This is a genomic window from Tepidisphaeraceae bacterium, from assembly GCA_035998445.1.
GTDB lineage: Bacteria > Planctomycetota > Phycisphaerae > Tepidisphaerales > Tepidisphaeraceae > DASYHQ01.
In genome coordinates, this window is the sequence record DASYHQ010000061.1 from 1 (window position 1) to 25,237 (window position 25,237).

Genomic DNA, 25,237 nt, shown 5'->3' on the forward strand with positions numbered 1-25,237 from the left:
CCCCCCTTGGGGTGCGCCGCGTGGGACGGCAACAGCGTCCGCACGTCCTCCCACACCACGTCGGGCAACAGCTCCTTCATCATGACCTCCGTGTCGTTCCACAATGGTAGGCACGCACCGGTTGTGAAACAGGCTCTAAGCAACCAGGCCAGTTCGTTTGGTGGTGTCGCGCTCTGGTCCCTCTCCCGGTACTCCGGGAGAGGTTAGGTGAGGGTGATTTCGAACTGCTGACGACAATGGAGAGAACAGATCACCCTCACCCAGCCTCTCCCGGAGTACCGGGAGAGGGGCCGGACCGTCACCTGGCAAACCGTAGCACGCGGACCAACCGCAACGGCGTTTCTTCGATCAATCTCCAGCGGGCGCGCAATTCACGCTCGGTCCGATCGTCCGGATCGGAAAACGCCTCGTGTGACAAAATCAGCACGATCTCATCCCAATTGCCCGAATCCATTTTGGCTCGCAGCGTGGCAAGGTCCGCGTCGGAGGTGACGCGCCGAATGGTCTTGGGTGGATCGAGGTCGAAGAACCCCGCGGGCGTGCCGGTGCGCGGCTCCGGTGGGCGCGAAGAATCGTGGGCGGCGTAATAGGCGAAGGGCAGTTCCCCCTCATTGGCCGTGAAGACGATCAACCGCCGCGGCGGGGGTGGCAACTGCGCCACGGTTGCGTACGCGCCGCGCCAATCTTCCTTGCGCGATTCCAACGACAACGCCGCGGTAGATACAGCCCCTAAGAGCAGTAGGGCGGACAGCATCGCGCTCGCGGTCCACCGCAGCGATCGCACGCGGTCGTGATCGATCGCCATCGCCAGCAGGATCGGCATCGCGGCGCTGCTGGCGATGAAGACGCGTTCCATGAAGATCGGCTGGCGCACCTGACTGTAGAGGAAGACGAGGACCACCGGCGCGATCGCGAACGCCGCCACCGCCAGCACGCACCGGCGGTGGGCCGCGTCGCGCGTCGACAGCGCGATCAATAGCAGGCCGAGCACGATCACGCCCACCGCCGTGCCGACTTGGCCCGCCGTCACACCGGTGCCGAACCAGCGCCATGCGAGGCCGGGTGGGGCGTAGACGTCGACGCCGGTGATCGCACTGGTGGTGACGCCCAGGTCGAACAGGTTTGGCCGCGTTGCCCAGAACGTGCCGGTCATCCACTTCATCTGTTGGAGCAACGTCGGCACCCACGGCAAGTACAGCACCACCACGATCCCATTCGCGATCGTGAGATCGATCAGTCGCGAACGCAGCGAGCGCTCGCCCGGCCAACACAGCCACGCGAGGTTCAACCCCACCAGGCAGAACATCATCATGTTGTGCGTGTACAACCCGACGATCACACACGCGACGAACCCGGCGATCGCGCCCCACGACCGCCGGCTGGCCAACGGCACTGTGCAGGCCAACGCCGTCATCGCGAGCAATGCCATTAGCGCGTAGTACCGGGCCTCCTGCGCGTACTGCACCTGCATGAACGAGATCGCCATCAGCAGCCACGCGGCGCCGATCGCCAATCGCGACTGCAGGACGCGGTAGGTGATATAGCCGAACGGCACAAGCGTCAGCGTCGCCGCCAGCGCGGACATTGCCCGCATCGCGGCCGCTGAGTCACCGAAAATCGTTTCCCACCCGCGCAGCAATAGAAAGTAGACCGGCGCCGCCACGTCACCGCGGATCGTGCGCAGCATTTCCGCAGGGGGCAGCGACGCCAGCCACCAGGTCATGCCCTCGTCGAACCAGAGGCTTTCCCGGCCCAGGCCGGTCCAGCGCAGCACGACCGCTACGATCGCGCAGATCGTCACCCAGCCAGTGGTTAGCCGCGCCGCCCGCGTCATCGTGCGGCACACAATACCGACAGGCGATTAAACGTCACGCGGTGGCGCTCGGTGGTGCGAGCATCCGGTTTGCTAACCTTTGCGTGATACAGACGTCATGCTTGTCATAGCCCGTCGCGGAAATCGCGCAGAAGGACGGTGGATCGCTGGTTTTCGGTGGGTCGGAAATATTGCCGTGGTAAAGTCAGCCCTATCAAGGAGACGCACATGATGGGGCTGATCAACGACTGGGTGTACATGCTGGAACGAACGTTCCCAAATCTTGCGGGGGCGAGTACGTTCCTCCTCGGTGCACTGCTGGTAATTGCCGTCTGTGCCGTGATGTACCTGTTCACCCGGCAGAAGGTTCACCTGTTGACGCTAGGCAGCGCCGCGATCTACATGGTTCCGCTCATGCTGAAGCATTGATTATCGGACTGCGTACGAAACGCCACCACAACTAATGGTGGAGCGACGAATGCGACGATGCTATGGACGACGTGGGTAAAGAAAATTTAGGTATATGTTAGGATCGGGTCGATAGCAACCGGCCATGGTCGATGAAGACCGTCGCGCACAGGAGCACGCATCATGATGAACACGATCACCCCCGGCCAAACCAGCATCGCCCAGCCCATCCTTGCGGCGCTGGGGCGTCTGAACCCCGCCCAGCAGCAGGCCGAGCGGGACAAGCGAGAGCAGTTTGACACCCCGGAACTCCGCGGCGCCCTCGAATCGCGTCTTGAAGATCCCGAGCGTTGGGACGGCATGGCGTAAGCCGACGTTCTTCCACTTGTCCGCGCGATACCCACCGGCCTGGTCGCTTGAGCGACCGGGCCAAACGCCCCGGGGGCACTTCCAACGCCTGTTTTGCCCAATCCGTCAGAATAAGCCTGTTTCACCCCGTTCTTTCTCTAATTCCCGACATTTTGGCGTATTCAGTCCTAACGTCCGCACCCAAACGTCGCGTCGGCTCGCGTGTCTTATCCGGTGTGCAGTTCGGCGACGGATGTTACCGATCCAAAGGCACGATATCGAAAAATTGCATATCCGTGGTGCGATTTTTTAGTAACTCGACATCGCGAACCGAATGACAATGACCGATTCGCAGTGCCGCCCGCGCAACACCTTTGAAGGTAGCGCGAGGGAGTACTGCGGTTGGCTTGGAGAAACAGATGAAGATCAGCAAATGGTGTCTTGTCGGATTGTTGACCGCGGCCGTACCGTCGTTGGTGCTGCCGCCGGTTCCCACGTTCGCCGCCGATGAAGCGACGACGCGGGACGCGAAGCCGCGCACGGTCGCGATCTTCGTGAAGAACCGCGCCAAGGAAATCGACGACGACAAGGTCACCGCGCTGGAAGACCTGATCGCGTCGCGGCTGACCGACCAGGGCTTCCAGATCATCAGCCGCGACGACGTGGTCAACGCCTTGAGCAACACGTATCGCACCGGCCCCAACGCCGGCAGCGCGACCGAGCCGGGCGCGATGATGGACGCGGTGCTGTCGAACAACACCTCGGCGTTGCGCCTGGCGCAGAACATGAACGCCGACTACGTGCTGGTCGCGTCGATCACCACGTTCGGCACCGACGTCCGCCGGTTCAATCGCGAGGGGATCAACACGGTCGTCACCGAGTCGACGATGCGCGTCAGCAGTCGGCTGTTGGACGGCGTGGTGGGTGGGTCGCTCACGGGCGACGTGGTCGAGGTGAGCGAGAAGGACATCGCCGACGCCGCCGGTCACACCGAGCGCGACGTGGTCAATGCGCTGCTGAACAAGGCCTCGGTAAAGCTTACCGACTCGCTCGGCGCCAAGGCCGCCAACAACCAGATCGCCGCCGCGCCCGCCGCGGCCAAGCTGGTCGACTTCAGCGTCGAGGCCAGCATGGCCGACCTTGCGATCCCCGAGATCGTGAAGGACGAGCAGGGCAACTACGTCATCCTGCCCAACAAGTACCGCATCGACGCGATGAGCGTCACCGTCGAGATGGACGGCGTGCTGCTGGGTTCCGCCCCGGGCACGTGGCAGGTCGCGCCTGGCCTGCACAAGGTGCGCCTCAGCCGCGAACTGTGCGAGGATCAGGAGACGACCGTCAACGTCGGTCGAAATGGCAGCACGTGGCGGCCCGCGATGAAGTTCAGCGAGGAAGGCCACGCCCGCTGGGCCCAGAACATCGCGTTCCTCGAGGAGATGCGCGACAAGGCCAAGCGCTCCGACGCCGAGATCAAGCAGATCGAGGCGATCGCCAAGATGTTCGAGCAGAGCGGGTTCCGCGTCGACAGCCGATCCGAAATCAAGGCCGACATCAAGGGCGACAGCCTCTGGCCCAAGATCGAGTACAACTCGATCGGCCGCGACGGACGCGATGGTCGGGACGGCCGGGACGTGCGCGAGGAACGGGAAGAGCGCGAGACGCGCGAGCAACGCGAACAGCGCGGGGCCCAGGAACGGGAGGATGCGCGACAGATGGTGCAACCTCCGGCCCCGGTCACGCCCGACGTGAAGCGTTTTGACTAACCTGCACCTTTGGCGTGCCCATATCAGTGGGCACGCCGAGAGCATCGCGAAGCTCGCAGGGGCAACTGCAACGAACAATGCGTCTCCCCACAGCAGGGGAACACGAGGCAACTCATGAACACGTTTAACAAGTCGATCATCGTCAGCCTGTGCGCCACCGTCCTGGCGCTGCCAACAATCGTGAGCGCGCAGGACACCACCAACGCACAAACGCCGCCCGCCGCGCCGGCGCCGAAGGGGCCGGACTCGGTCATCGTCACGCCCGCGACCGTTACCGAATCGCTCGCCGCCGCCAACGCGGCCGAGGGGCGCACGATTCAGATGAAGCGGGTCGCCGAGGCGCTGGACACGCAGCTGCGTTCGGCGCTGGGTGGCACGGGCAAGTACAAGGTGATCGTCGGCAGCAACTTCAAGCAGGTGGTCGACGAGATCACGCGCCAGCGCAACAGCGGCCTGTTCGATTCGGACAACGCCAACTTCCGCGGCATCGGCAGCATGGAACCGCCGAAGTACCAGATCGTGCCGAAGATCGACGACTTCCAGGACATCGCCGAGCAGGCCATGGTGGAAGGGCTCGAACTGACCGCCCGCACGCTGCGCATGTCGCTGGTCGTCAGCATCATCGACGCCACCGGCGCCGAGGTGGAGAATGCGAACATCACGGTCAAGAGCCCGCGCAAGAACACCCGCCGGGTGGAAGGCACCGGGCGCACCGGTGACGCCAGCGACGAACTGCTGATCGCCATGGCGCGCGAGGCCGCGATCAAGGTCGCCGACCGGTTGGTCGACGTCTCCTTCCCGGCCAAGGTCGCGGCGTTCAACGACAAGGAAGTGACGATCAACCGTGGCGACGGCACGAACGTCGCGCCCGGCCAGGTCTACAATGTCTACTTCGTCGGCGATGCCGTCACCGACCCCGACACTGGCGCCGTCCTCGGCAAGGAAGAGACCATGGTCGGCCAGGTGCGCGTCACCAGCGTGATGCCCAAGTTCAGCAAGGCCACTATCCTGACCAACAACGGCATCGACCGGGGTCACGTGCTGCGCCTGCACGAAGAACTGATCGAGGAACCGACGGAATAGCCATGCTGGGTGATTGAGGAATTGGCGCACTGGCGTGGTCGCTTGCGCGACCACGCCAGTGCGCAGTATGCGAACCAGCACTGCGCCATCTTTCAGAAAGGTCCGGAGAGGGCGCAGTCGGCGCATTTTACCTTACGCAATGCTCGTCATCCTGAGAGGGTGTTAATGAACAGTGCCGCGTCCGCTCCGACCGTGGCATGGGCGTCTCGCCCATGCGTGTCATGAGGCCGTAAGACTTGATTAGGGCCCGCGGCCTGATCGGCGCAGTCGCCAGCAAATGGAATTTCCCGTTCCAGTCCACAGGCATGGGCGAGACGCCCATGCCACGTGAAACGCGGACGCGAGCGCGTTCTTTACACCTCCGTGGTACTCCGAAAGATCTCTTCCGTCCCGCGACGAAGACGAAGAGATCCTTCGGAGTACCTCAGGATGACGGGTTCGCTGGGGGTTGTGGAAATTACATACGCGCCGCGCAGTCTTGATGGTCGTCCTTCTTCAAACCCGCTCGTTGAATTTCTCGTATCAATCCAGACGATACCGGTAGTCGGGGGCCCACGGAGCACGCACGCTTGAATCAGTCGGTCGTCAGCACACGAAAGAGCATCGTCCGCCGCGCCGTTGGCGTGGTGGTGATGTCGTTGCTGGGGCTGACGGGCTGCCAGACCAATTGGCACCAGAACTCGCACGAGTTCCTCGTGCCCTACGAGAACGGCAACTTCCAGCAGGCTGCCAAGGTGGTGACGACCCACGCCAAGAATGGCGTGGCGCACGACAAGGTGTTGCTGCATTTGGAGGAAGGCGCCATCCAACGCGCCGCCGGCAACCTGCAGCAAAGCAACGCCGCGTTCGACGCGGTCGACATGCTGGTCGGCGATTACGAGCAATGGCCGACCGTTCGCCTGAGCGAAGAGACCGCCATCGCGTTCACCACCGTGCGCAACGCGAACTATCGCGGCACGCTGACCGACCTGGTCTTCATGAACGCCTATCGTGCGCTGAACGCGATGGAAATGGGCAACGCGGAACTGGCGCGCGTGGCGCTCGTGCGGGCGGCGTTCGTGCAAGGGGACATCGCGGCCAAGTATCAGTCGGAACTGAACCGCGCGCAGGCGAAGCTCGACCAGCAGCGCAAGAGCAAGGACTACGACGCCGACCGGACGTTGAACGCCAAGGATGCCAGCGGCCTGAACATTCAGCAGCGCATCTCCGCCAGTTCCGGCCTGAACGAGCTGCAACCGTACGCCGACTACATGGGCCCATGGGCCGACTACCTGCAGGGCATCTTCTTCCTGGCCAAGGGAAGCGACGCATCGGACCGCGACCGGGCCCGCGTCGCCTTTCGGCGGGCCGCGGGCATGCTGCCCGGCAACGCCTACGTGGCGCAGGACGTCGCCGAGGCCGAACGCGTGAGCGAGGGTGGCCAGCGGTCGCCGATGACGTACGTCTTATTTGAAACGGGCCTGGCACCCCTGCGCGATCAGGTGCAAATCCCGTTGCCGCTGTTTCTGTTCGCCGCCCGCGCGCCGAGCATCGTGGTCGCGTTCCCGGTTCTGTTGGAGCGGGGCGGGCACGTTTCGTCGCTGAGCGTGTCGGCCGGGGGTGGCACGTTTCGCACGGAAATCGTCTGCGACGTCGACCGCGTGGTGAAGCAGGAGTTTAAGAACAACCTGTCGACCACGATCACCCGCATGGTCATCGCCGCCGTCACCAAGGCCGTGCTGGACGCGGCCACGCAGCAGGCGCTAAAGGATCAGGACCCGTCGGTGCAGGCGGTGGCCAGCCTGGGCATGCTGTTCTACCAGATCGCGTTCAACCAGGCCGACCTGCGCACGTGGAAGACATTGCCCAAACAATTTCAGGTGGCGCGTGTCCCTACTCCCAGCGACCGCGCGCTTACGCTGCACCTGTCCGACGGCGGGGGCAGCATTCCCGTGCAGCTGCCCGAGGGGCAGGTGAACGTGGTGTACGTGAAATCGGTGCGGGCCGGCGTGCGGCCAACGGTGCGCACGTTCATGCTGCGATAGCCGTTTCACCGAAGATGTACCAAGACCTCAGGAGCGAACCCGACTATGTTACGACACACACTCAACGTATCCCTGTTATCGGCCGTCGTGCTGATCGGCGGCTTTGGCTGCAAGTCGGTCAACACGACCGAACGCGCCCAGCCCACCTATGAAGCCGACCGCATCAAGGCCAAGAACGTCGTCACCGACGGCTACGCCCGCGACTACGCCAAGGTGCTCGACGTGCGCCAGTCGACCGTGTCGGGCGACATCATGAAGGTGCAGGTGGAGGTGCGCAACGACAACCTGCGCCCCGGCAATCTCGACTACAAGTTCGAGTGGTTCGACGAGAGCGGCATGATCGTCAACTCGCCGTCCAGCACGTGGCAGGCGCTGGAGATCCTGAAGGGCGAGACGAAGTCGCTGTCCAGCGTCGCGCCCAACTCGCGTGCCAAGGACTTCCGACTGAAGATCGAACGCCGGCGCCGGAACTAGTGGCGAGAAGCCGCTGATCCCCGTCATCCTGAGGTACTCCGAAGGATCTCTCCGCCTTTCCGTGGCATGGGCGTCTCGCCCATGCGTGTGGATTGAAACGGAGAGTAAAATTCATTGGCTGCTGCGCCGGCCGAGCGGTAGCTACAAAATTGAATCGCTTGGCCGAACAGCGAGCATGGGCGAGACGCCCATGCCACGGCCGGAGCAAACGCGGCTTTGTTCCTCCACGTCCTCTTAGGAAGACGCGAGTTCCCGTATGATATTTTCAGTACACGTAGAAGAAGAAGGCAGACTTATGACCAACATCCTCTCAACCAAGTTTCTCTCCCTCGGCGTCGCCAGCGCGCTCCTCGTCGCGCTCAACGTCGGCTGTGCCGATACGTCGGCGCGGCGCATCGAGACCGGCGGGCCCAACTCGATCACCACGGTCGACCAGATCGACGACCAAGATTGGGCCGAGGCCGCCAACACGCTCGTGGCCTCCATCGTCGATCAAGGCGAGATCACCGGTGGGCCCGGCGGGCGCAAGAAGCGGTTGGCGATCCGCAGGTTCGTCAACAACACCAGCCAGATGGTCGACGTGGACCTGCTGATCCGCCAGGTGCGCATCGGCCTGAACAAGACCGGCAAGGTCGTGACGATCGTGGAGGACGCCGAATCGCAGATGAACACCGGCGAGGTGCTCACGCCCGACTATCGCCTGGAAGGCAAGATGATCGAGAACCGCGCCCGCGCGGGGAACATCAAGCAGTCGACCTTCTACTTCCAGATGGGCCTCTACAACCAGGCGGGCGAAATGGTCTGGGAAGACCAGGTGCCGATCACGAAGGCCGGAAGCCGGAACTCGGTGGGGCTGTAGTCGTAAGGACGAACTTGAAACGTAGGGGCAGGCCTCCGTGCCTGCCCTTTTTTTGTTGCGCGGACGCCAGAAGCGGTTGAGGGCAGGCACGGAGGCCTGCCCCTACGGGAGGAATCACTCCTCCTCCACGTGCGGCTTGTACTGCGACACCACCTGCTGCTGCACCTGGGATGGCACGGCGTCGTAGTGGCTTAATTCCATCGCGAAGGAACCGCGGCCGCCGGTGACGCTTTTCAGCTGCGAGCCGTACTGCATCACCTCGCCCAGCGGCGCTTGGGCCGATACGACCGCCATCGCGCCCGTCGCGACGTCGGTCGAGTGGATCCGACCGCGCTTGGACGACAGGTCGCCGGTGATGGCGCCGACGGTCGTTTCCGGCACGGTCACCTCCATGTTCACCACCGGTTCGAGCAGCACCGGGTGCGCCTTGGCGAACGCCTCCTTGAACGCCATCCGGCCGGCGGTCTTGAAGGCGATCTCCTTGCTGTCGACGGGGTGGTGCTTGCCGTCCGTGACCACCACGCGCACGTCCTGCACCGGGTAGCCGGCCATCACGCCCTGGTCGATCACCTCGCGCACGCCTTTCTCGATCGCGGGGATGAACTGGCCGGGAATGCTGCCGCCGAACGTTTCGTCGATAAACTCAAAGCCCGTGCCGCGCGGCAGCGGCTCGACGCGCAAATACACCTCGGCGAACTGCCCCGCGCCACCGCTCTGCTTCTTGTGCCGATAGTGCCCCTCGGCCGGCGCCGACACCGTTTCGCGGTAGGCGATCTTCGGTGGCTTCGTGTCGACGTGCAGCCCGCGGGCGGTGAGCTTTTCGAGCACGAAGCGCAGGTGCATCTCGCCGACGCCGTTGATCACGATCTCGTGCGTCTGACGGTCGGTGTGCCACTTGAAGGTGGGGTCTTCCTCGGCCATGCGTGAGAGCACGGTGGAGATCTTCTGCTCGTCGCCGCGCGCCTTGGGCGTGATGGCCAGGCCGAACATGGGGGCGGGAAAGGTCAGCGGGCGCAGGTGGACGCTGTCGAGCGCGTGGTCGTCGTGCAGGACATCGTTGAGGTGGATGTCCTCGATCTTCGCCACGCCACCGATGTCGCCGGCGATGATCTCGTTGGCCTCGCGGTGCTCCTTGCCCTGCAGGTGGAAGACGTGGCCGAGCTTGATGCTCTTTTTGTTGTAGCCGATGTAGACGTGCGACTGGCCGGTGGCACGGCCCTGATGTACGCGGAAAATGGCCAGCTTGCCGACGAACGGGTCGTTGGTGACCTTGAACACGTGCGCCAGCAGCGGTTTGGTTGGGTCGTTCCAGTAGTCGAACGGTACCTCATCCTGCGGCGACCCCGCACGATCGCCGCCGCGATAGCTGAGGAACGGGCGCAGGTTGCCTTCTTCCGGGCTGGGGAAGTGCCGCGCGATCGAGTCGAGCAGCTCGGCGATGCCGACGTTGTTCTTCGCATCGGTAAACAGCACGGGCACGACGTGCGCCTCGTCCATGGCACGCTCGAACGGCGCGTGCAGCGCGTCGTAGTTGGGCTCCTCGCCGCCGAGGTAGCTTTCCATGAGATCCTCGTCCATCTCGACGATCTGATCGATGATGGCCGAATGCGCGGTCGCGACCGGTCCCAGGTCGCTGTCGCCGGCCTTGTTCAGCAGGCACTCGACGAGTTGCGTACGATTGGCCGCCGGCAGGTTGATGGGCAGGCATTCGCTGCCGAAGGTGGTGCGGATGTCGATCAGCAGGGCGTGAAGCTGGTCGGGATCGGTCGCGAGGTCGATCTTGTTGATGATGATGGCGCGCGGCAGGTTACGTTCGCGCGCGGCCTCCATAAGCCTGCGGGTGACGATGTCGATGCCGGCGGCGGCGCTGATGACGACGGCGACCGTCTCCACCGCGGGCAGACAGGCGATGGCTTGGCCGATGAGGTCGGGCGAGCCGGGGGTGTCGATCAGGTTGATGCGCGTGCCGGCATGGTCGGCGTGAAGCACGGCGGCGTAGATCGAGTGCTTGTGCTCCTTCTCTTCCCGCTCGAAGTCGCTGTAACTGGTGCCGTCGGTGACGCACCCCTTGCGCGTCACGATGCCGCTGGCCAGCAGCATGGCGTCGACGAGCGTGGTCTTGCCACTGCCGGCCCCGCCGGCGATGAGGAGGTTTCGGATATCTGCGGTGGTGTAGCTGAGCATGCGCCGTCTCCCGTGTGCACGAAAAACATCGACATGGCGGCCCCGCGATAGACGTGGAAACGATGGGGGCCGTCGGAACGACGTAAGCGTACAACGGTGGTGCGAGCCAGGGCAAGCGAAAGGTTACGTCGTCGTCGTCGGACGTGGAGGGACCCGATGCCTGGGAAACGCGTTCTAGATGCGGATCATTGAATCGACGAGCGCCTGCACCGCGACAGTCGCGTGGCGCACGTCGAAGGTTTGGCCTTCGATCAGCACGTGATCGCGCGCGTCGTTCGCCTGCGTGATCCACACCGTCCCGCGCACGCAGCGGATCTGGCGCACGCCGCGGGTGACGGTCCAAGCCGATCCGGTGCTCAGGCAGACGAACGAACAAGGCACGGCCTCCTGCGGCACGTCGCAGGCGGCGGGGCAGTCGAAGCGCGGTTGGTGGGGCGCCTTGGTCATACGAACACTATGACCCGGATCCGCCTTGCAGAACAGATGTAGGGCAGCACAATTGGCACCATAACAGTTGCGCGGTGGATGAACTGTACCTATCGGGATTCTGTGCCACTGTGATGGTGATTCCGACGGCCGTATCAGCGATCTTCATGGCACGATCGCAAAGTCCATCTTCACGGTGACGATCATGCCCACAGCAACGGCAGACAATCTCTACGAACAGACGGCGGCATACATCACGACGCTCATTGATGGTGGCACGCTGCGCGCCGGTGACCGCTTGCCCTCAGTGCGCAAGCTGAGCACGCAGCGTGGCGTCAGCATCGCTACGGTGCTCACCGCCTATCGCCTGCTGGAAGATGCCGGCCGCATTAAAGCGCGGCCGCAGAGCGGGTACTACGTCGCGCCGCGCGCATCGGGCGTGGCATCCGAACCGGGCATGTCGCAGCCGCGCGCCAAGGCGGGGCCGGTGAGCATTAGCGACCTGGTGCTGAAGTTCCTGCAGGAGAGCAAGGCGCCGGAAACCGTGGGCTTGGGCGCAGCCGTCAGTGGGTGCGATTTGCTGCCCACGCGCAAGATCAACCGCATGGCCGCCAGCATCGCCCGGCGAATGCCGCGGGCCGCCAGTGGGTATGACATGCCCCCCGGCTGCCCGGCCCTGCGCATGCAGCTGGCCCGCCGGGCCGTCGAGTTCGGCTGCGCGCTGTCGCCCGACGACATCCTGACCACCTGCGGCAGCCAGGAGGCGCTCTCGATCTGCCTGCGCGCCATCGCCAGGCCCGGCGGCACCGTCGCGATCGAATCGCCGACGTACTACGGCGTCCTTCAGACCATCGAGATGACCGGCCTGAAGGCGCTCGAACTGCCCACCTGCCCGCGCGAGGGCGTCAGTCTCGACGCGCTGCAGTTCGCGCTCGACCAGGGCGCCGTGCAGTCCTGCCTGTTCGTGCCGAACTTTCACAACCCGCTGGGCTTCTGCACCAGCGAGTCGCACAAGCGCAAGCTCGTGAAGATGCTGGCCGAGCGCGACGTGCCGCTCATCGAGGACGACATCTACGGCGACCTGCCGTTCGACAACAAGCGGCCCAAGGCCTGCAAGGCGTTCGACGAGAAGGGCCTCGTGCTCTACTGCTCCAGCTTCAGCAAGACGCTGGCGGCCGGGTTCCGCGTAGGGTGGTGCGCGCCAGGACGGTACTACGACGAGGTGGTGCGCCTCAAGCTCTTCACCAGCCTTGCCACGCCCACGCTCGCGCAGCTGACGATCGCCGAGTTCATGGCCACCGGTGGCTACGAGCACCACCTGCGCACCGTGCGCCGGCAGTATCAGAAGCAGGTCGCGCGGCTGTCGCAGCTGGTCAGCGAACACTTCCCCAAGGGCACCAAGATCACCCGGCCCGCAGGCGGGTTCGTCATCTGGGTGCAGATGCCGGCCCAGATCGATTCGATGGAACTGCACGACCGCGCCATGACCAAGGGCATCAGCATCGCGCCGGGCATCATCTTTTCGCCAAAGCAGAAGTACCGGAACTTCATTCGCCTGAACGCGGGGTTAGACTGGTCCGATCGCGTCGACTGGGCCGTTGCGAAGGTGGGCGAGATCGCTCACGAACTGCTGACCGAGGCATCGGCCGATGCGCGGCGTTCCAGTTAGTCGCGGCGCGGGTAAGATGCCAGCCGCAGTTTCGCACGCGCAGGAGCCCGACATGATCTTCCCAGGCAACCGTAAGGCCGCGCTCAGCATCACCTTCGATGACGCGCGCCCCAGTCAGCCCGACAATGGCTTCCCCATCCTCGACCGCCACGGCGTTCGCGCCACGTTCTACATCAGCACCTGGCTGATGGAAGAACGCCTCGACCGCTGGCACCAGGCCGTGGCGGCGGGGCACGAGATCGGCAACCACACGATGAGCCACCCGTGCAGCTTCAACTTTCCGTTCTCGCGGAAGAACGGCTTAGAGACCTATACGTTGGATCGCATGGCCAAAGAATTGGACGACGCCACCGCCGCCATCCAGCAACTGGTCGGCGTCACACCGACCACGTTCGCTTACCCGTGCGGCCAGTCGTTCGTGGGCATGGGCACCGAACGGCGCAGCTACGTGCCGCTGGTGGCCGAGCGGTTCACGATTGGCCGAACGTATCGCGTGGAATGGTCCAATCATCCCGATCTGTGCGACTTGGCCGCCGTGGGATCGACCGGGATTGATAAGCTGACTTGGCCGCAGGTGAAGGCCATCGTTGATCAGACGATCGACTCGGGCAGTTGGGGCATCCTTGCCGCCCATGATGTAGGAACGAACGACCGCCTGAGCCTGGATACCGACGTGTTGGACGCGCTGCTGCAGTACGTGCGCGAGCGCGAGGCCGACCTCTGGACCGACACGGTGGCCGCGGTGGGTGCCCACGTGCGCACGGCCCGTGCCGCGACGGCTTCGCCCGCAGTGCACCACTGAGACGCAATGGCCGACGGAACCCCTTCAACACGAACGATGCCAGCATTCACCGTCCGCACCGCAACGGCGGATGAGATTATCGACCTGCGGCATCGCATGCTGCGGCAGGGATTGCCGCGCGAGGCTGCCAAATTCGAGATCGACGCCAACCCGCATACCCTTCACGCCGCGGCTTTAGCGAGTGATGTCGTCGTCGGCTGCGCCACCTTCACGCCGTGCCCGCTGGACACCGAGCCCGCATGGCAACTGCGTGGCATGGCGGTCGACGGCGCCTGGCAGAACGCCGGCCTCGGCCGGGCGGTGCTGGCGTTCATGGAAGGGCAGCTCCGCGACCGCAGCGTTACCCTGCTCTGGTGCAACGCCCGCACGCCTGCGGTGCCGTTCTACCAGCGCCAGGGTTGGCGCGTGATCTCGGACGAATTCCACATCCCCACGGCCGGGCCGCACTTTCGCATGCGAAAGGATTTGTGAGGCAGAGTCGCTCAAGATTGGCGAGGCGTTCGTCCGATAAACAGAACATGCTCTCATTCGACCCGCTCGTCGCGAACCCTGGCCGCCTGTCGATCCTCACCGCGCTGGCGGTCGACGAACGGCAGGAGTTCGTCGCGCTTCGCCAGCGCACCCGCCTGACCGACGGCAACCTCGCCAGCCACGCCAAGCGCCTGCAGACCGCCGGCCTGGTGACGGTCGACAAGAGCTTCCGCGCCGGCAAGCCCGTGACGTGCTACTGCCTGACGCCGGATGGGCGTAGGGCGCTGGAAGTCCACGCCCGCCGGGTATTGGCCGCGATCAGCCACCGACGCATCGTGCCCCAGCCGGTCGAGACGCAGAATCTGGCGGCGTAATTGGTTCGTACGGATTCGGGAATTGAATAACGATACCGGCCCGGTTGCTTGAGCGACTGGGCCGGTGTCGTTTGTTTACGTTGGTTCATGCCGGTGGCGCGTCTCGCCGACCATGTCATCCTGATGGGAGCCTGAAGGCTAGCGGATTGAATCTTGTCGCATGGCGCTCACTTGTCATCCCGAAGGGAGCGGTAGCGACCTGAGGGATCTCGAACCACGGAAGGTTCTCGGCCTTGGGAGATCCCTCCCGTCGCCTTAGGCTCCGCTCGGGATGACATGGATTGTCATTCCCGCGGCGTTGCCCGTCATTCGAAAGGCACCCTCGCCTAACCTCTCCCGGAGAACCGGGAGAGGGACCGGAGTGGAAATATTCCACTGACTACCACATCCGCGCGTGGCGCTTACGCATTGGGCGTTTCGTCTCCCCGCTCACCAGTGCCGCGATCGCCAGTCCCGCGCCGGCCATTAATGCGCCGGACAGGAACGGGTGCATCTCGGCCTTGTTGTAGAAGCTCATCTTGGCGACGTGGCCGTCGTACTCGCCGCGTTCGGTCAGGTCGTTGCTCGGGCGGTCCAGCGCGTGTTGCGACCGGTCGCGCGGTGGCCGGCCGCTGTGCTGTTGCTTGAACATGGCCTTCTCCATGAACCGATCCGTCAACCGCGGCGCCCAGCTGCCCATGGCTGAGATCATCTTTCCACCGGCGCCGGCGAACAGGTCGCGCACCGGGTGCGTGGCGGCATACAAGATCGTCTCGGCGACCACGCCCGGCGCGTAGACCGGGGGTGGGTTCGTCGGCGCTTCCGACAGGTAGTTCTTCGCGTTCCGCGTGTACGGCGTATCGATGGCGGCGGGCTTGATCAGGGTCACCGAGATCGGCGCGCCCGCCTCTTCGATCTCCATGCGCAGCGCATCGGTGAACCCCTTCACCGCATGCTTGCTCGCGCAGTACATGCCCTGCAGCGGGATCGCACGATCGCTGAGCGTGCTGCCGATGTTGATGATCGCGCCACCGCCGCCGCGGTTGCGCAAATGCTCCATCGCCACCAGCGATCCGTTCACCACGCCCCAGAAGTTCGTGTCGAACAGTCGGCGGAACTCGTCCATCGGCACCTGGTCCAACCGGCCGTAGATCGAGACGCCGGCGTTGTTCACCCAGGTGTCGAAGCCACCGAACCGTTCGATCGCCACCTGGGCGACCGTCCGCAGTTCGCCCTCGTCGGCCACGTCGACCGCGACGTGGGTCGCGGTGCCGCCACTACCGTTGATCTCCTCGACCAGCTGCTGCAGCGCATCGTCACTGCGAGCCGCCAGCACCAGCTTCGCCCCGGCCTTCGCCGCCGCGCGGGCCGTGCTGAGTCCGATGCCGCTCGAGGCGCCGGTGATGACCATCGTTTGCTGCGCGAGGGGTTTCAGTATCGGGGTCATGAGTAAATTCCTTTCTCAAGATGAAGGCGCGTTCCAATCCGGAACCTATCGAACAGCAAGATTGGGACCAACCAAGCTCGCAACGCGACCGGCATCACACCGAGAAGCAGACTCGACAGGTTCATCGCCGTTAAACGGACCGTTGCGCGTTCGCATCACTTCACCAGCGCGTCGAACAAAGAAAAATCGGTGTATTCATCCTCGATTCGTCCCACAAATCCAGCCATTTCCGTTGCCCATCACGTGATTCTGACGCCCCGTGCGCAACACCTCCGGCAGGTTGTGATGACACCCAAACAACAACAACCCGGAGCAAGCATGATCCCAGACCCAAAGGTCCTCCAACAACGTCTGCGCGACGGCACCCAGCGGCTGCTCGCGATTGACGGCCCGCGGTATCGGCGGTTGTGGGCGTACTACCGCAACCCGATGCGCGTGGTCGCCGTCGACGCCGACGACAACGGTTCGCATCGCCCGTACCGGCAAGCGCAGGAGTGGGGCCTGCCGTCGCGCATCACCGGCGTGCGTAGCGCGACCGATCCCGATCAATCGCAGCAGGTTGACGGCGTGGCACGCAAGGAAGTCGTGGTCGAGAACGACATCGGCTGGCGCGTCGACACCATGGTCGACTCGCTGTTCGGCAAGCCGCTGGGCATCTCGTCGCTGGCGCCCGACCCGAATCGTCGCCAGATGATCAGCGAGCTGCTGCGCCTCATCGTGGCGCAGAACGGGGGCGTGTCGTTCCTGCAGCAGATCGCGCTGCTGGGCGGGGTGTACGGCTTCGTCGACGTGCTGGTGAAGCTCGACCGCACGCAGAAGATCCCGGCCGACGCGCTGGCGGCACTGTCGATGTGCGGCACAGGCGACCTGGGGCACGGCACCACGTGCGACGATCGCGCAACCAACGAATCTCCTGCCGCGGACGCGCCGTCGTCCGCATCGGCTGACTCGTCCACCATCACGCCGGTGGACGAGCCGGCGCCCGCCACCACGCTGCCCGTCACGGGGCTCGCGACGGTTGTCGACGATGCTGCTTCCGATGCGGCCCGGCACGCGACCCAAGCGGTGTCGCCCGATGTGCTGATGCACATCGCCCGGGTCATTCGGCTGGAGATCGTCGAACCGGCGCGGGCCCTGCCCGTCTTAGCCGACACGGACGTGCGCGTGGTGCAGGCGTACGCACAGGCGTACCACGCGCCGCGCATCACGACGGATAAACCGCAGCGGGCGTACAAGGCGCGCTGGATTGATCGCGTGAAGCGGTCGGCCGTCGGGCTGATGGGCGCACGCGACCCGCAGGACGCGCCACCCGCGGTGGGGGATGAGCAGGACGCGTTGATCATCGACCTGATCACGCCGACGCACTGGCAGCGGTACGAGGACGAACGGCTGGTGGCGTCGGGCATCAACGCGCTGGGCATCGTGCCACTGGTGCACGTGCAGAACGTGGCCGAGCCGTTCGCATACGAGGGCGCCAGCGACGTCGAACCACTGGTGCCGTTACAGGACGAGCTGAACACGCGCCTGAGCGACCGTGCCAATCGCATCACGCTGCAGAGCTTCAAGATGTACCTTGGTAAAGGCATCGAGGGATTCGGTGACCTGGCGGTGACGCCCGGGCGGATGTGGTCGACCGACAACATGGACGCCAACGTGATCGAGTTCGGCGGAGACGCCGCCTGCCCCAGCGAGGACGCCCACATCGCCGAGGTGCGCGAGGCGCTGGACAAGACCAGCGGCGTGACCCCGATCGCCGCCGGGGCCATCAAGGGGCGCATCGGACGGCTCACGAGTGCCGCGGCGCTGCGCATCACGCTGCAGGCGCTGCTGAACCGCACGGAGAAGAAGCGCACGACCTACGGCACCGCGATCGAGCGCATGTGCGAGCTGTCGCTCGCGTGGCTCGACGTCGCCGGCATCTTCAAGACCACGCCACAGGAACGCCGCGTCGAGCTGACTTGGCCGAGCCCGATTCCGCAGAACGAATCCGAACTGCTGGAGCAGGCGCAAGCCAAGCTGCGCGTCGGCGTGCCACCGACGACCGTGCTGCGGGAGCTGGGATATTGAGCTCGCCGACGCAGCACACTCCGGTCCCTCTCCCGGTACGCCGGGAGAGGCTAGGTGAGGGTGCCTTTTGTGCTGCCGAGAACCGTCAGCAGTTTGAAATCACCCTCACCTGGCCTCTCCCATGAGTACATGGGAGAGGGACCAGAAGCTCACGATCGCTTGACTGCAACATTCACTTTCTCAGGAGGTTTCCATGCCCAACGCCCCAGAGTCCATCACCGTCGATGCGCCACCCCCGGCCGATCGGCCAGTCGTTCGCGAGGGCGCCGATGCCCACGCGCGGCTGCAACGCCTGGCCAACGAGCTGACCGTGACGCACGATCGGCGGTACCTCATCGAGTACCTGCGTCTGCGGCGCGCCCTGCGCTAGCGGTCGCGGTTGCGTGCAGCAATTTCAACTTTCGATTTCCGAATTCCACCTTACCCACAGGAGATTCCCATGGCATTTACTGGAAAAGCAACGTACACCGCCGGCGCGAACCTGCCCGAGATCGCCGAGGACATTAGCGATTTGGTTGCGCTGGCCAGCCCGCACGAGACGCCATTGTTGGACGCGGTCGGCGACCCGGCGCGCGTGGCGCGGTCGACCGTGCACGAGTGGCTCGAGGACGAGCTGCTGCCCAACACCGATCGCGTGAACGACGCCACCTTCACCAGCGCCACTGCCGACACGAGCTTCGTGGTCGACCATGCCAGCCGGTTCCGCGTCGTCCGCCAGAACGCCGACGCGCTTGCGCGGCTCACCGTCACGCAGGAGCAGCTGTTGCACGAGCTGGAAAGGAAGGGGTCATGAAGAAGGATGAAGTGAGAAGGCTGAGGTCTGAAGGAAAGGCAAGAAGGAACGGGGCCGGCCGCATGCGCACGTCAAGGCGTCTGCTTTCAGCCTTCGTTCTTCACGCGTCGTCCTTGTTGATCACCGGTTGCGTGGCGTACACGCGGACGGAGATCGCGCTGGCGGATCAGGCGCGCAAGGGACTGACGCTGCTGCGCGCGGTGCACGCCGATCATGCGGCGCTGGCGGGGCGGTTGACGGAACTGCAGCGGAAGCAGTTGGACGCCGCGTTCGACACCGACGTGCGCGAGGCGGCGGAACTGTCGCCGGACTGGATCGTCGAACATCGCAAGGCTTACTCGGCCGGGCTAGACGCGTTGGCCCAGCAGCGTGCCGCCAGCACGAGCGCCGCCAGCGCTGCGGCCCGCAACGTGGAGGCCGCCGAGGCGGCGCTGTTGGAACTGCAGCGCCTGCAGAACGCGCGGCTGCGCCTCGAGAAGCACCTTTCACCGGAGCAGAGCAAATGAACACGCTGAACGTTCGCCCGTTGGTCGAGCAGGCGATCTCGAAGGAATGGCCCACCTTCGCCGCCGAGCACCCGCGCCTGGCCGCCATCCTGCACGATGATCTACTGTTGGAATCCGCCGTCGCCAGCTTGCACGACGACCCGGAGTATCAACAGGCCATGGCCCACGCCACCGCCGCGGGGCTGGCGGCGGATGCGCTGGGGGATTTGGTGGGGCGGGTGGTGCACCGGTTCCTGCGCGGTTTGTTGGGCTCGTAATCGAACGCGCGCCAGCGCGACGTCGAACGACTCTATATAGCCGCCGGCTTGCCGGTGGTCTTCTCTTCTGAGACGAAGTCAGAAGACCACCGGCAAGCCGGCGGCTATGTGAGTCCGGGGGGCCAGTCACTACAATGCCCGCCATGAGCAACGCCCCCGAGAAGCCGCAACAAGAGAAGTCCTGGCAGGCCCGCATTGGCGAGGCGACCGACGCCATCGCGCAGCAGTTCGTCGAATCGATGAGCTACGACTGGCGGCTGTACAAGGTCGACATCGCCGGCAGCATCGCCCACGCGACGATGCTGGAAAAGGTCAGCCTGATCACCGCCGCTGACCGCGAAGCGATCTTCGTCGGCCTGAAGGAGATCGAGGCCGAGATCTACAAGGACGGGCCGCGGTGGAAGGGGTTCAAGCCGGAACTGGAAGACATCCACATGTGCGTGGAGAGCGCGCTGACGGAACGCATCGGCGAGCCGGGGCGGAAGCTGCATACCGGGCGGAGTCGAAATGATCAGGTGGCGACCGATTTGGCGATGTGGTTGATCAAGGCGAATGACGATCTGTCTTCGAGCCTGCGATCGCTGTGCCTGACATTCGTTTCGCTGGCCGACAAGTCACCCGACGTCGTGCTTCCCGCGTTCACCCATCTTCAACGAGCGCAACCCATCTCCGCCGGCGCTGAGGCGCTTGCCTGGGCGAGCATGTTTGCTGCGGATCGGTCGCGGCTCGGCACGTTGTTACAGGAAACCATGAAAGAGTGCCCGCTCGGCAGCGGTGCGATCGCAGGGTCATCACTGCCGTTGGCACCGGTGGAAACGGTAGAGGCATTGAACGAGGCCGTTTTTGCAGGAGAAGCCGGCGGGTGGGAGGAGAACGAACGATTCGTACTGTTTGACGGCCCCCCGGGTAACAGCATCGAGCGCACTGCCTCCCGCGACGCGGCCTGCGACTTCGTCTACGCCTGCGCCATGATCGCCCAGCACCTTTCCCGCTGGGCCGAGCAGTGGATCATTTATATGACGACCGAGTTCGGGTTCATCAAGATCGCCGATCGGTATACGACCAGCAGTTCGATGATGCCGCAGAAGCGGAACCCGGACATGCTCGAGCTGATCCGCGGGCGGTGCGGCAACGTCTACGGCGATCTGTTCGCGCTCATGACGATCCTGAAGGGCCTGCCCATCGGCTACAACCGCGATCTGCAGGAGGACAAGCGCATCGTCTTCCGCGCCTACGACACCGTCAGCCAGTGCCTCACCATGGCGGCGGCCATTGTGAACAGCGCATCGTTCGACAAGGAACGCATCGAGCCCACGCTCGACAAGGGGTTCCTCGATGCGACGTCGCTCGCGGAGTACCTCGTGACGAAGGGCATCCCGTTCCGCACGGCCCACCACATCGTCGGCACGCTCGTGGCGCGGTGCGAGAAGGAAGGCAAGCACGCGCTGGGGCAGCTGTCGGTTGAGGCGTTCAACGAGGTGATCGAATCGACCAAGAGCGACGCGCGCGTGACGGACGACGTCTACACCTGCCTGGGTGCCGCCAACGTCGTCAAACGCTACCAAAGCGCCGGCGCAGCAGGGGGCAAGCCGTTCGAGGATCAGTTGAAGGCATGGAAGGAACGGCTCGGGGTGTAAGAACAGGGCCACGCACGCGACAATTTGCTTCAGCCCCGCCCTGGCATCTTCGACGCGGTGGCGACCCGTTTTCGGTTTTGTTGTATTGAGTATCGCTCCGCACCGACTAACCCTTCTGTCGTGTGAACTGTCCATTCAGTTGGTCGCTAGAAAGAGGTACGCATGTTCGGCAGGATGTTTATTGCGGTCGTGATGATGACGGTTTCACCACTGGTGCAGGCAAACGAGATCGCGTTCGAACTGGCGGCCCACCAGCGGCTGGATTGGGATGGGAAGGTGACCGACGCGAAGATCGAACGCAACTCGCACGGCGAAACCGACGAGAAACCGATTGGCATCGAGTTCAGCGTCATCCCCACGCGCCCGATGTCGGTCGCCACGTGGAACAACGCCGTCACCGGCGGGGTCGAACAGCGCCTCTGGGCGCGCATCGAGCACCCCATTCCCGTCCTGCGGGCTGCCCACGTGCGGTTCTACGACGGGGCGCCCGACCTGAACGCGCTCGCGGTGGATATCGTGCAGAAGGACGAGCACGAGGTCGAGGTGACGGCCGACAAGCCCATCGCGATCATCGGCGATGGCCAAGGGCGCGTCGTGATGATGACGTTCAGCAAGATCGAAATCCCGCAAGACCAGCCCGATCAGTGGCGGCTCGCGGGCACAATGAAGCCGATCACGCTCGTCGACCACATCGCCGACCCCGTCGCCGACCGCGGTCGGGCCGTGCTGGCGAAGGAGCCGCTCAAACTGGAGGGCTCGCTCATCTTCGGCCAGCGCGAAGACATGATGAAGCCGACGACGCTCTTCTCGCTGAACCTGGCCGGTGACGTGAACGCCAGTAAGCCGGACGTATTGGCGCGCGACATCACCGAGGGCCGCGTGGCGGACAACGGCACGGTCGTCGACCGCGTGGACATGCGCGTGCTGCGCGTCACCGATGCCAGCGGGAAGAAGCTGATCGAGCTTACCCAGGAGGACGAGATCGCCGAGTTCAACGTCGCGCGTGACGGCCGGTCGATCGTGCTGACGACAACGCTGCGGAAGGACCCGACCGACGACTGGTCGCCGCGCGATGTCGCGACGCTGATCTACTCGATCGACGGTCAACAGATCGCGAGGTTCTGGGCCTACGATGATGCGGCGTTCATGCCCGATGGGAACCTGCTGCTGACCGGAAAATGGTCGGACGACGGCCTGTTCATCGGCAACGTGAAGTCGGGCGAGGTGACGCGCATCGATCTGCGCGATGCCCCGAAGAACGAGGAGGAACGCGCCCCCGACTGGTGGGCGCGATCGCCCACGGTGTCGCCGGACGGCAAGCGCGTGGCGTACGTGTCGGGTCGCGGCGTGTACGTGGTGGGCACCGATGGCACGGGCTGGGCGCCCGTGTGGACGACCACGGGCGATCCCGAGCCGCAATCGGTGCCGGTCTTCTCGCCCGACGGCAAGTACATCGCGATGGTCGTAACGCCGTTGAACGTGATGACCGGGCCGGGCGAGGTCGTCGTGTTCGATGTGAACGCTCACGTTCGCCAGCACTTGCCGGCCAGTAAGGGCGTTGCCAACTCGGACATCCCGTTGACCTGGCGGCCGTAGTTTGGATTTCGGCCGCGGCCGACAGGATCGGGAGACGTGTCGGCGAACGACGGGACTGGGATCCGGCCGTGGCATGGGCGTCTCGCCCATGCTCGTTGTGAGGCCAAGAGATTTAATTGGTGGATGCCGCTCGGTCGGCGCAGCGGCCAATCAATCCCGTTTCCCGTTCCAGTCCAAACGCATGGACGAGGACGCCCATGCCACGATAAAAGCGACCGCGGGCGTGTGTTGTCACACGCCCGCGGCAGGATGATCGAACTGTCGTGGGCGGCCGTTGTGCGAACGGCCGAGTGCCGACGGGTCCGTTACTTACTCTCGATCCCCAGCAGTTCCACGTCGAACACCAGCGTGGCGTTCGGCGGGATGGGGCCTTGGCCACTGGCGCCGTAGCCGAGGGCCGGGGGAATGACGAGCTTGGCCTTGCCGCCGACCTTCATGAGCTGGAGGCCTTCGGTCCAACCGGGGATGACGCCGTTGAGGGGGAAGCTGATCGGCTCGCCGCGGTCGACGGAGCTGTCGAACTTCGTGCCGTCGATGAGCGTGCCGGTGTAGTGGACCTTGACGGTGTCGGTGGGCTTGGGCGAGGCGCCGTCCCCTTCGGTGGTCTTCTCGATCTGCAGGCCAGATGCGGTGGTAGTGACGCCGGGCTTCTTGGCGTTGGCGGCGCGGAAGGCTTCACCCGCCTCGGCGTTGGCGGCGCCCTGGGCCTTGGCGTTGGCCTCGCCTGCGGTGGCGGCCTGTTCCTGCAGGCGCTGCATGGCGGCGCGCAACTGGGGTTCGGGCACGGCGGCGGCCTTGCCACCGACCGAGTCGCGCAGGCCTTCGACGATGCGGTCAACGTCGAGCTTGAAGGGGGCCTGGGCGAGCTGTTGGCCCATGCTGTAGCCAATGCCGTAACTGGCGTCGTTGAGGTCGTTTTTCATGGTCTCTTGGGTGGTGGCGGCCGGGCCGGTCGTGGGCGACGTGGTCGCAGGGGCCTGCGTGGTCGTCTGGCCCATGGCGACGGTCGCGGTGGCGGCCAGGAACAGTACTGCAACGGTGGTCAACGGTCGGCTCATCATCTTCGGCACCTCGTTAGTCCGGCCACGCTAATCGCAGGTGACCTGTGCACGCAACCCCTCAAACTGGAAATTCATCATAGGCCAGGTGCCGTTGCCAGGCGCGAGGTTAGGGGGACGGGCTGATTGAAGTGAGCCCGCCGCGCCGGAGGAGGGGGCGTTCTTGTTTGCTGGTGAAGGGAGTTTTCAGGGAAAGCGAAAATCCCTCGGTCCCGGGTTTGCACGACGCGTGGGAACAAGGAGAGTCGCACATGGCGAAGACGAAACCCGCGGCCACGCAGGCCGAGCGAAACAAGCGGCAGGGCGACCGATGCTGGAAGGGCTACGAGCCCACCCCCGGCAAAAAGCCCGGTACCAAGGGCAGCTGCAAACCCACGGACGCGACGAAAAAGGCCAAATCCAAGTCCAAGAGTAAATCGAAATCGAAGTGACGCGGCTCCCCCTGGCGCGATCCGTGTGACGTAGTTCCCTTCGTCGCTGCGCGGCGGTCTCACTTCAGTGAGCCCGTCTTATCGCCCGCGCCTTGCGTCAACTTCGTCAGCACTTCGTCGACTGTGGCAATCTTGTCTGCCAGATTGGCGAATGCGCCGACATGCTTCAAGTTCGCGTGCCCGCCCCAAAGGCTCAGTAGCACCTTTCCGCTCGCCACGGCCGCCGGCGCGTCCTCGAAGCGGCAGGTGTTGCTCGCGTCACCGTCGTAAAGGCCAAGCGCCGCAGCGGTCTCCATCCAGATGATCGCGTCGTAGCGATTCAGCTCGCGCGCGTGCGTGGTGCCAAGGTCCTGCCAGTACGCCTCGGCTCCTTCCGGCCAGTAGGCGGCGCCGTCGATCGTGCCGCGATCGAGCAGCAGCACCTTCTGTGGATGCTCAGCCGCGGTGCGGTTTTCTTGTTCGACTTGGAGTCGGTAAATCTGCCGCTGCACGTCGCGCCGGCCGGGCAGGTCCAGCTTGTCCCAGCGCGTCTGCAGGCGGTCGTACACCTGCGTGGCCGCCTCTGGCACGCGCACGAAGCGATCGGGGTGGGCCGTCGCGAGATGGCTTGAGATGACCGATTTTCCCGCGCCGGGGCCACCCGTTAACACGATGCGTTGCACGATCGGTGTCGCGGGGGTCATCTGGGGCGCACTATAACGACATGCCCCTGGTCGCTAAAGCGACCGGGCCGGCGAGCTATCCGGCACCGGGCTGCGCTGCATGACG

General features: G+C 64.5%; 25 protein-coding genes. 19 read left to right on the forward strand and 6 right to left on the reverse strand.

Annotated features, from left to right (window positions below):
- Positions 1 to 298: 298 nt before the first annotated feature.
- A complete protein-coding gene (locus tag VGN72_22420; protein ID HEV7302109.1) occupies positions 299 to 1,846 on the reverse strand; it encodes a glycosyltransferase family 39 protein in 1,548 nt (515 codons plus the stop codon).
- Between the two features lie 195 nt (positions 1,847 to 2,041).
- Here VGN72_22420 and VGN72_22425 point away from each other — a divergent pair, with 195 nt between their 5' ends.
- The 7 genes from VGN72_22425 to VGN72_22455 all read left to right on the forward strand — a co-directional run bounded on the left by VGN72_22425 (position 2,042) and on the right by VGN72_22455 (position 8,772).
- A complete protein-coding gene (locus tag VGN72_22425; GenBank protein HEV7302110.1) occupies positions 2,042 to 2,242 on the forward strand; it encodes a hypothetical protein in 201 nt (66 codons plus the stop codon).
- A 162-nt stretch (positions 2,243 to 2,404) separates the two neighbouring features.
- The gene (locus VGN72_22430; protein HEV7302111.1) at positions 2,405 to 2,590 is read left to right on the forward strand and encodes a hypothetical protein; all 186 of its coding nucleotides are present in this window, start codon (positions 2,405 to 2,407) and stop codon (positions 2,588 to 2,590) included.
- A 398-nt stretch (positions 2,591 to 2,988) separates the two neighbouring features.
- Positions 2,989 to 4,332: a PEGA domain-containing protein gene (locus VGN72_22435; GenBank protein HEV7302112.1), complete on the forward strand. Its 1,344-nt coding sequence runs from the start codon at positions 2,989 to 2,991 to the stop codon at positions 4,330 to 4,332.
- A gap of 114 nt (positions 4,333 to 4,446) precedes the next feature.
- Positions 4,447 to 5,415 (forward strand): hypothetical protein, encoded by a 969-nt coding sequence (locus tag VGN72_22440; GenBank protein ID HEV7302113.1) that lies wholly within the window; start codon positions 4,447 to 4,449, stop codon positions 5,413 to 5,415.
- A gap of 569 nt (positions 5,416 to 5,984) precedes the next feature.
- On the forward strand, positions 5,985 to 7,439 hold the full coding sequence (locus tag VGN72_22445; protein HEV7302114.1) for a hypothetical protein: 1,455 nt from the start codon (positions 5,985 to 5,987) through the stop codon (positions 7,437 to 7,439).
- 45 nt (positions 7,440 to 7,484) lie between these two features.
- Positions 7,485 to 7,913: a YcfL family protein gene (locus tag VGN72_22450; protein ID HEV7302115.1), complete on the forward strand. Its 429-nt coding sequence runs from the start codon at positions 7,485 to 7,487 to the stop codon at positions 7,911 to 7,913.
- Between the two features lie 295 nt (positions 7,914 to 8,208).
- Positions 8,209 to 8,772, forward strand: a complete 564-nt coding sequence (locus VGN72_22455; GenBank protein HEV7302116.1) for a hypothetical protein — start codon at positions 8,209 to 8,211, stop codon at positions 8,770 to 8,772.
- A 114-nt stretch (positions 8,773 to 8,886) separates the two neighbouring features.
- On the opposite strand, the gene fusA is transcribed toward VGN72_22455, so the two are convergent.
- Both fusA and VGN72_22465 read right to left on the reverse strand, forming a co-directional pair.
- On the reverse strand, positions 8,887 to 10,956 hold the full coding sequence (fusA, locus tag VGN72_22460; GenBank protein HEV7302117.1) for an elongation factor G: 2,070 nt from the start codon (positions 10,954 to 10,956) through the stop codon (positions 8,887 to 8,889).
- Positions 10,957 to 11,130: 174 nt separating this feature from the next.
- Positions 11,131 to 11,403 (reverse strand): DUF2917 domain-containing protein, encoded by a 273-nt coding sequence (locus tag VGN72_22465; protein HEV7302118.1) that lies wholly within the window; start codon positions 11,401 to 11,403, stop codon positions 11,131 to 11,133.
- 184 nt (positions 11,404 to 11,587) lie between these two features.
- Between VGN72_22465 and VGN72_22470 the strand changes: the two genes are divergently transcribed.
- Genes VGN72_22470 through VGN72_22485 form a run of 4 tightly spaced genes read left to right on the forward strand, consistent with a single transcriptional unit; the run spans position 11,588 to position 14,698 of the window.
- Complete coding sequence (locus tag VGN72_22470; protein HEV7302119.1) at positions 11,588 to 13,051, forward strand: PLP-dependent aminotransferase family protein; 1,464 nt, start codon at positions 11,588 to 11,590, stop codon at positions 13,049 to 13,051.
- 52 nt (positions 13,052 to 13,103) lie between these two features.
- Entirely contained in the window at positions 13,104 to 13,853 is a 750-nt protein-coding gene (locus VGN72_22475; GenBank protein HEV7302120.1) for a polysaccharide deacetylase family protein, read from the forward strand.
- 36 nt (positions 13,854 to 13,889) lie between these two features.
- Positions 13,890 to 14,324 (forward strand): GNAT family N-acetyltransferase, encoded by a 435-nt coding sequence (locus VGN72_22480; GenBank protein ID HEV7302121.1) that lies wholly within the window; start codon positions 13,890 to 13,892, stop codon positions 14,322 to 14,324.
- 47 nt (positions 14,325 to 14,371) lie between these two features.
- On the forward strand, positions 14,372 to 14,698 hold the full coding sequence (locus VGN72_22485; protein ID HEV7302122.1) for a transcriptional regulator: 327 nt from the start codon (positions 14,372 to 14,374) through the stop codon (positions 14,696 to 14,698).
- Positions 14,699 to 15,077: 379 nt separating this feature from the next.
- Here the strand turns inward: VGN72_22485 and VGN72_22490 are convergent, their stop codons facing one another.
- Positions 15,078 to 16,124: an SDR family oxidoreductase gene (locus tag VGN72_22490; GenBank protein HEV7302123.1), complete on the reverse strand. Its 1,047-nt coding sequence runs from the start codon at positions 16,122 to 16,124 to the stop codon at positions 15,078 to 15,080.
- A gap of 318 nt (positions 16,125 to 16,442) precedes the next feature.
- On the opposite strand from VGN72_22490, the gene VGN72_22495 reads away from it, so the two are divergent.
- The 7 genes from VGN72_22495 to VGN72_22525 all read left to right on the forward strand — a co-directional run bounded on the left by VGN72_22495 (position 16,443) and on the right by VGN72_22525 (position 22,980).
- Entirely contained in the window at positions 16,443 to 18,191 is a 1,749-nt protein-coding gene (locus VGN72_22495) for a phage portal protein (protein HEV7302124.1), read from the forward strand.
- 193 nt (positions 18,192 to 18,384) lie between these two features.
- Positions 18,385 to 18,561: a hypothetical protein gene (locus VGN72_22500; GenBank protein ID HEV7302125.1), complete on the forward strand. Its 177-nt coding sequence runs from the start codon at positions 18,385 to 18,387 to the stop codon at positions 18,559 to 18,561.
- A 69-nt stretch (positions 18,562 to 18,630) separates the two neighbouring features.
- Positions 18,631 to 18,984: a hypothetical protein gene (locus tag VGN72_22505; GenBank protein HEV7302126.1), complete on the forward strand. Its 354-nt coding sequence runs from the start codon at positions 18,631 to 18,633 to the stop codon at positions 18,982 to 18,984.
- A 113-nt stretch (positions 18,985 to 19,097) separates the two neighbouring features.
- Positions 19,098 to 19,490: a hypothetical protein gene (locus VGN72_22510; protein HEV7302127.1), complete on the forward strand. Its 393-nt coding sequence runs from the start codon at positions 19,098 to 19,100 to the stop codon at positions 19,488 to 19,490.
- Positions 19,487 to 19,747 (forward strand): hypothetical protein, encoded by a 261-nt coding sequence (locus VGN72_22515; protein ID HEV7302128.1) that lies wholly within the window; start codon positions 19,487 to 19,489, stop codon positions 19,745 to 19,747. The genes VGN72_22510 and VGN72_22515 overlap by 4 nt, the downstream gene beginning before the upstream one ends.
- A 143-nt stretch (positions 19,748 to 19,890) precedes the next feature.
- Positions 19,891 to 21,384, forward strand: a complete 1,494-nt coding sequence (gene argH / locus VGN72_22520) for an argininosuccinate lyase (protein HEV7302129.1) — start codon at positions 19,891 to 19,893, stop codon at positions 21,382 to 21,384.
- Positions 21,385 to 21,546: 162 nt separating this feature from the next.
- Positions 21,547 to 22,980 (forward strand): hypothetical protein, encoded by a 1,434-nt coding sequence (locus VGN72_22525; protein HEV7302130.1) that lies wholly within the window; start codon positions 21,547 to 21,549, stop codon positions 22,978 to 22,980.
- Between the two features lie 305 nt (positions 22,981 to 23,285).
- Here VGN72_22525 and VGN72_22530 read toward each other — a convergent pair whose 3' ends face one another.
- Entirely contained in the window at positions 23,286 to 24,041 is a 756-nt protein-coding gene (locus VGN72_22530) for an FKBP-type peptidyl-prolyl cis-trans isomerase (GenBank protein ID HEV7302131.1), read from the reverse strand.
- A 248-nt stretch (positions 24,042 to 24,289) separates the two neighbouring features.
- Between VGN72_22530 and VGN72_22535 the strand changes: the two genes are divergently transcribed.
- The gene (locus VGN72_22535; protein ID HEV7302132.1) at positions 24,290 to 24,469 is read left to right on the forward strand and encodes a hypothetical protein; all 180 of its coding nucleotides are present in this window, start codon (positions 24,290 to 24,292) and stop codon (positions 24,467 to 24,469) included.
- A 59-nt stretch (positions 24,470 to 24,528) separates the two neighbouring features.
- On the opposite strand, the gene VGN72_22540 is transcribed toward VGN72_22535, so the two are convergent.
- Complete coding sequence (locus VGN72_22540; protein ID HEV7302133.1) at positions 24,529 to 25,152, reverse strand: ATP-binding protein; 624 nt, start codon at positions 25,150 to 25,152, stop codon at positions 24,529 to 24,531.
- Between the last annotated feature and the right edge of the window lie 85 nt (positions 25,153 to 25,237).

Coding starts and splice junctions, on each gene's coding strand:
- VGN72_22505 (HEV7302126.1), top strand. CDS start 18,631: ATGGCATTTACTGGAAAAGCAACGTACACCGCCGGCGCGAACCTGCCC.
- VGN72_22485 (HEV7302122.1), top strand. CDS start 14,372: ATGCTCTCATTCGACCCGCTCGTCGCGAACCCTGGCCGCCTGTCGATC.
- VGN72_22455 (HEV7302116.1), top strand. CDS start 8,209: ATGACCAACATCCTCTCAACCAAGTTTCTCTCCCTCGGCGTCGCCAGC.
- VGN72_22430 (HEV7302111.1), top strand. CDS start 2,405: ATGATGAACACGATCACCCCCGGCCAAACCAGCATCGCCCAGCCCATC.
- VGN72_22500 (HEV7302125.1), top strand. CDS start 18,385: ATGCCCAACGCCCCAGAGTCCATCACCGTCGATGCGCCACCCCCGGCC.
- VGN72_22495 (HEV7302124.1), top strand. CDS start 16,443: ATGATCCCAGACCCAAAGGTCCTCCAACAACGTCTGCGCGACGGCACC.
- VGN72_22425 (HEV7302110.1), top strand. CDS start 2,042: ATGATGGGGCTGATCAACGACTGGGTGTACATGCTGGAACGAACGTTC.
- VGN72_22450 (HEV7302115.1), top strand. CDS start 7,485: ATGTTACGACACACACTCAACGTATCCCTGTTATCGGCCGTCGTGCTG.
- VGN72_22535 (HEV7302132.1), top strand. CDS start 24,290: ATGGCGAAGACGAAACCCGCGGCCACGCAGGCCGAGCGAAACAAGCGG.
- VGN72_22515 (HEV7302128.1), top strand. CDS start 19,487: ATGAACACGCTGAACGTTCGCCCGTTGGTCGAGCAGGCGATCTCGAAG.
- VGN72_22465 (HEV7302118.1), bottom strand. CDS start 11,403: ATGACCAAGGCGCCCCACCAACCGCGCTTCGACTGCCCCGCCGCCTGC.
- VGN72_22475 (HEV7302120.1), top strand. CDS start 13,104: ATGATCTTCCCAGGCAACCGTAAGGCCGCGCTCAGCATCACCTTCGAT.
- fusA (HEV7302117.1), bottom strand. CDS start 10,956: ATGCTCAGCTACACCACCGCAGATATCCGAAACCTCCTCATCGCCGGC.
- VGN72_22470 (HEV7302119.1), top strand. CDS start 11,588: ATGCCCACAGCAACGGCAGACAATCTCTACGAACAGACGGCGGCATAC.
- VGN72_22530 (HEV7302131.1), bottom strand. CDS start 24,041: ATGATGAGCCGACCGTTGACCACCGTTGCAGTACTGTTCCTGGCCGCC.
- VGN72_22525 (HEV7302130.1), top strand. CDS start 21,547: ATGTTCGGCAGGATGTTTATTGCGGTCGTGATGATGACGGTTTCACCA.
- VGN72_22440 (HEV7302113.1), top strand. CDS start 4,447: ATGAACACGTTTAACAAGTCGATCATCGTCAGCCTGTGCGCCACCGTC.
- VGN72_22480 (HEV7302121.1), top strand. CDS start 13,890: ATGCCAGCATTCACCGTCCGCACCGCAACGGCGGATGAGATTATCGAC.
- VGN72_22490 (HEV7302123.1), bottom strand. CDS start 16,124: ATGACCCCGATACTGAAACCCCTCGCGCAGCAAACGATGGTCATCACC.
- VGN72_22435 (HEV7302112.1), top strand. CDS start 2,989: ATGAAGATCAGCAAATGGTGTCTTGTCGGATTGTTGACCGCGGCCGTA.
- VGN72_22540 (HEV7302133.1), bottom strand. CDS start 25,152: ATGACCCCCGCGACACCGATCGTGCAACGCATCGTGTTAACGGGTGGC.
- argH (HEV7302129.1), top strand. CDS start 19,891: ATGAGCAACGCCCCCGAGAAGCCGCAACAAGAGAAGTCCTGGCAGGCC.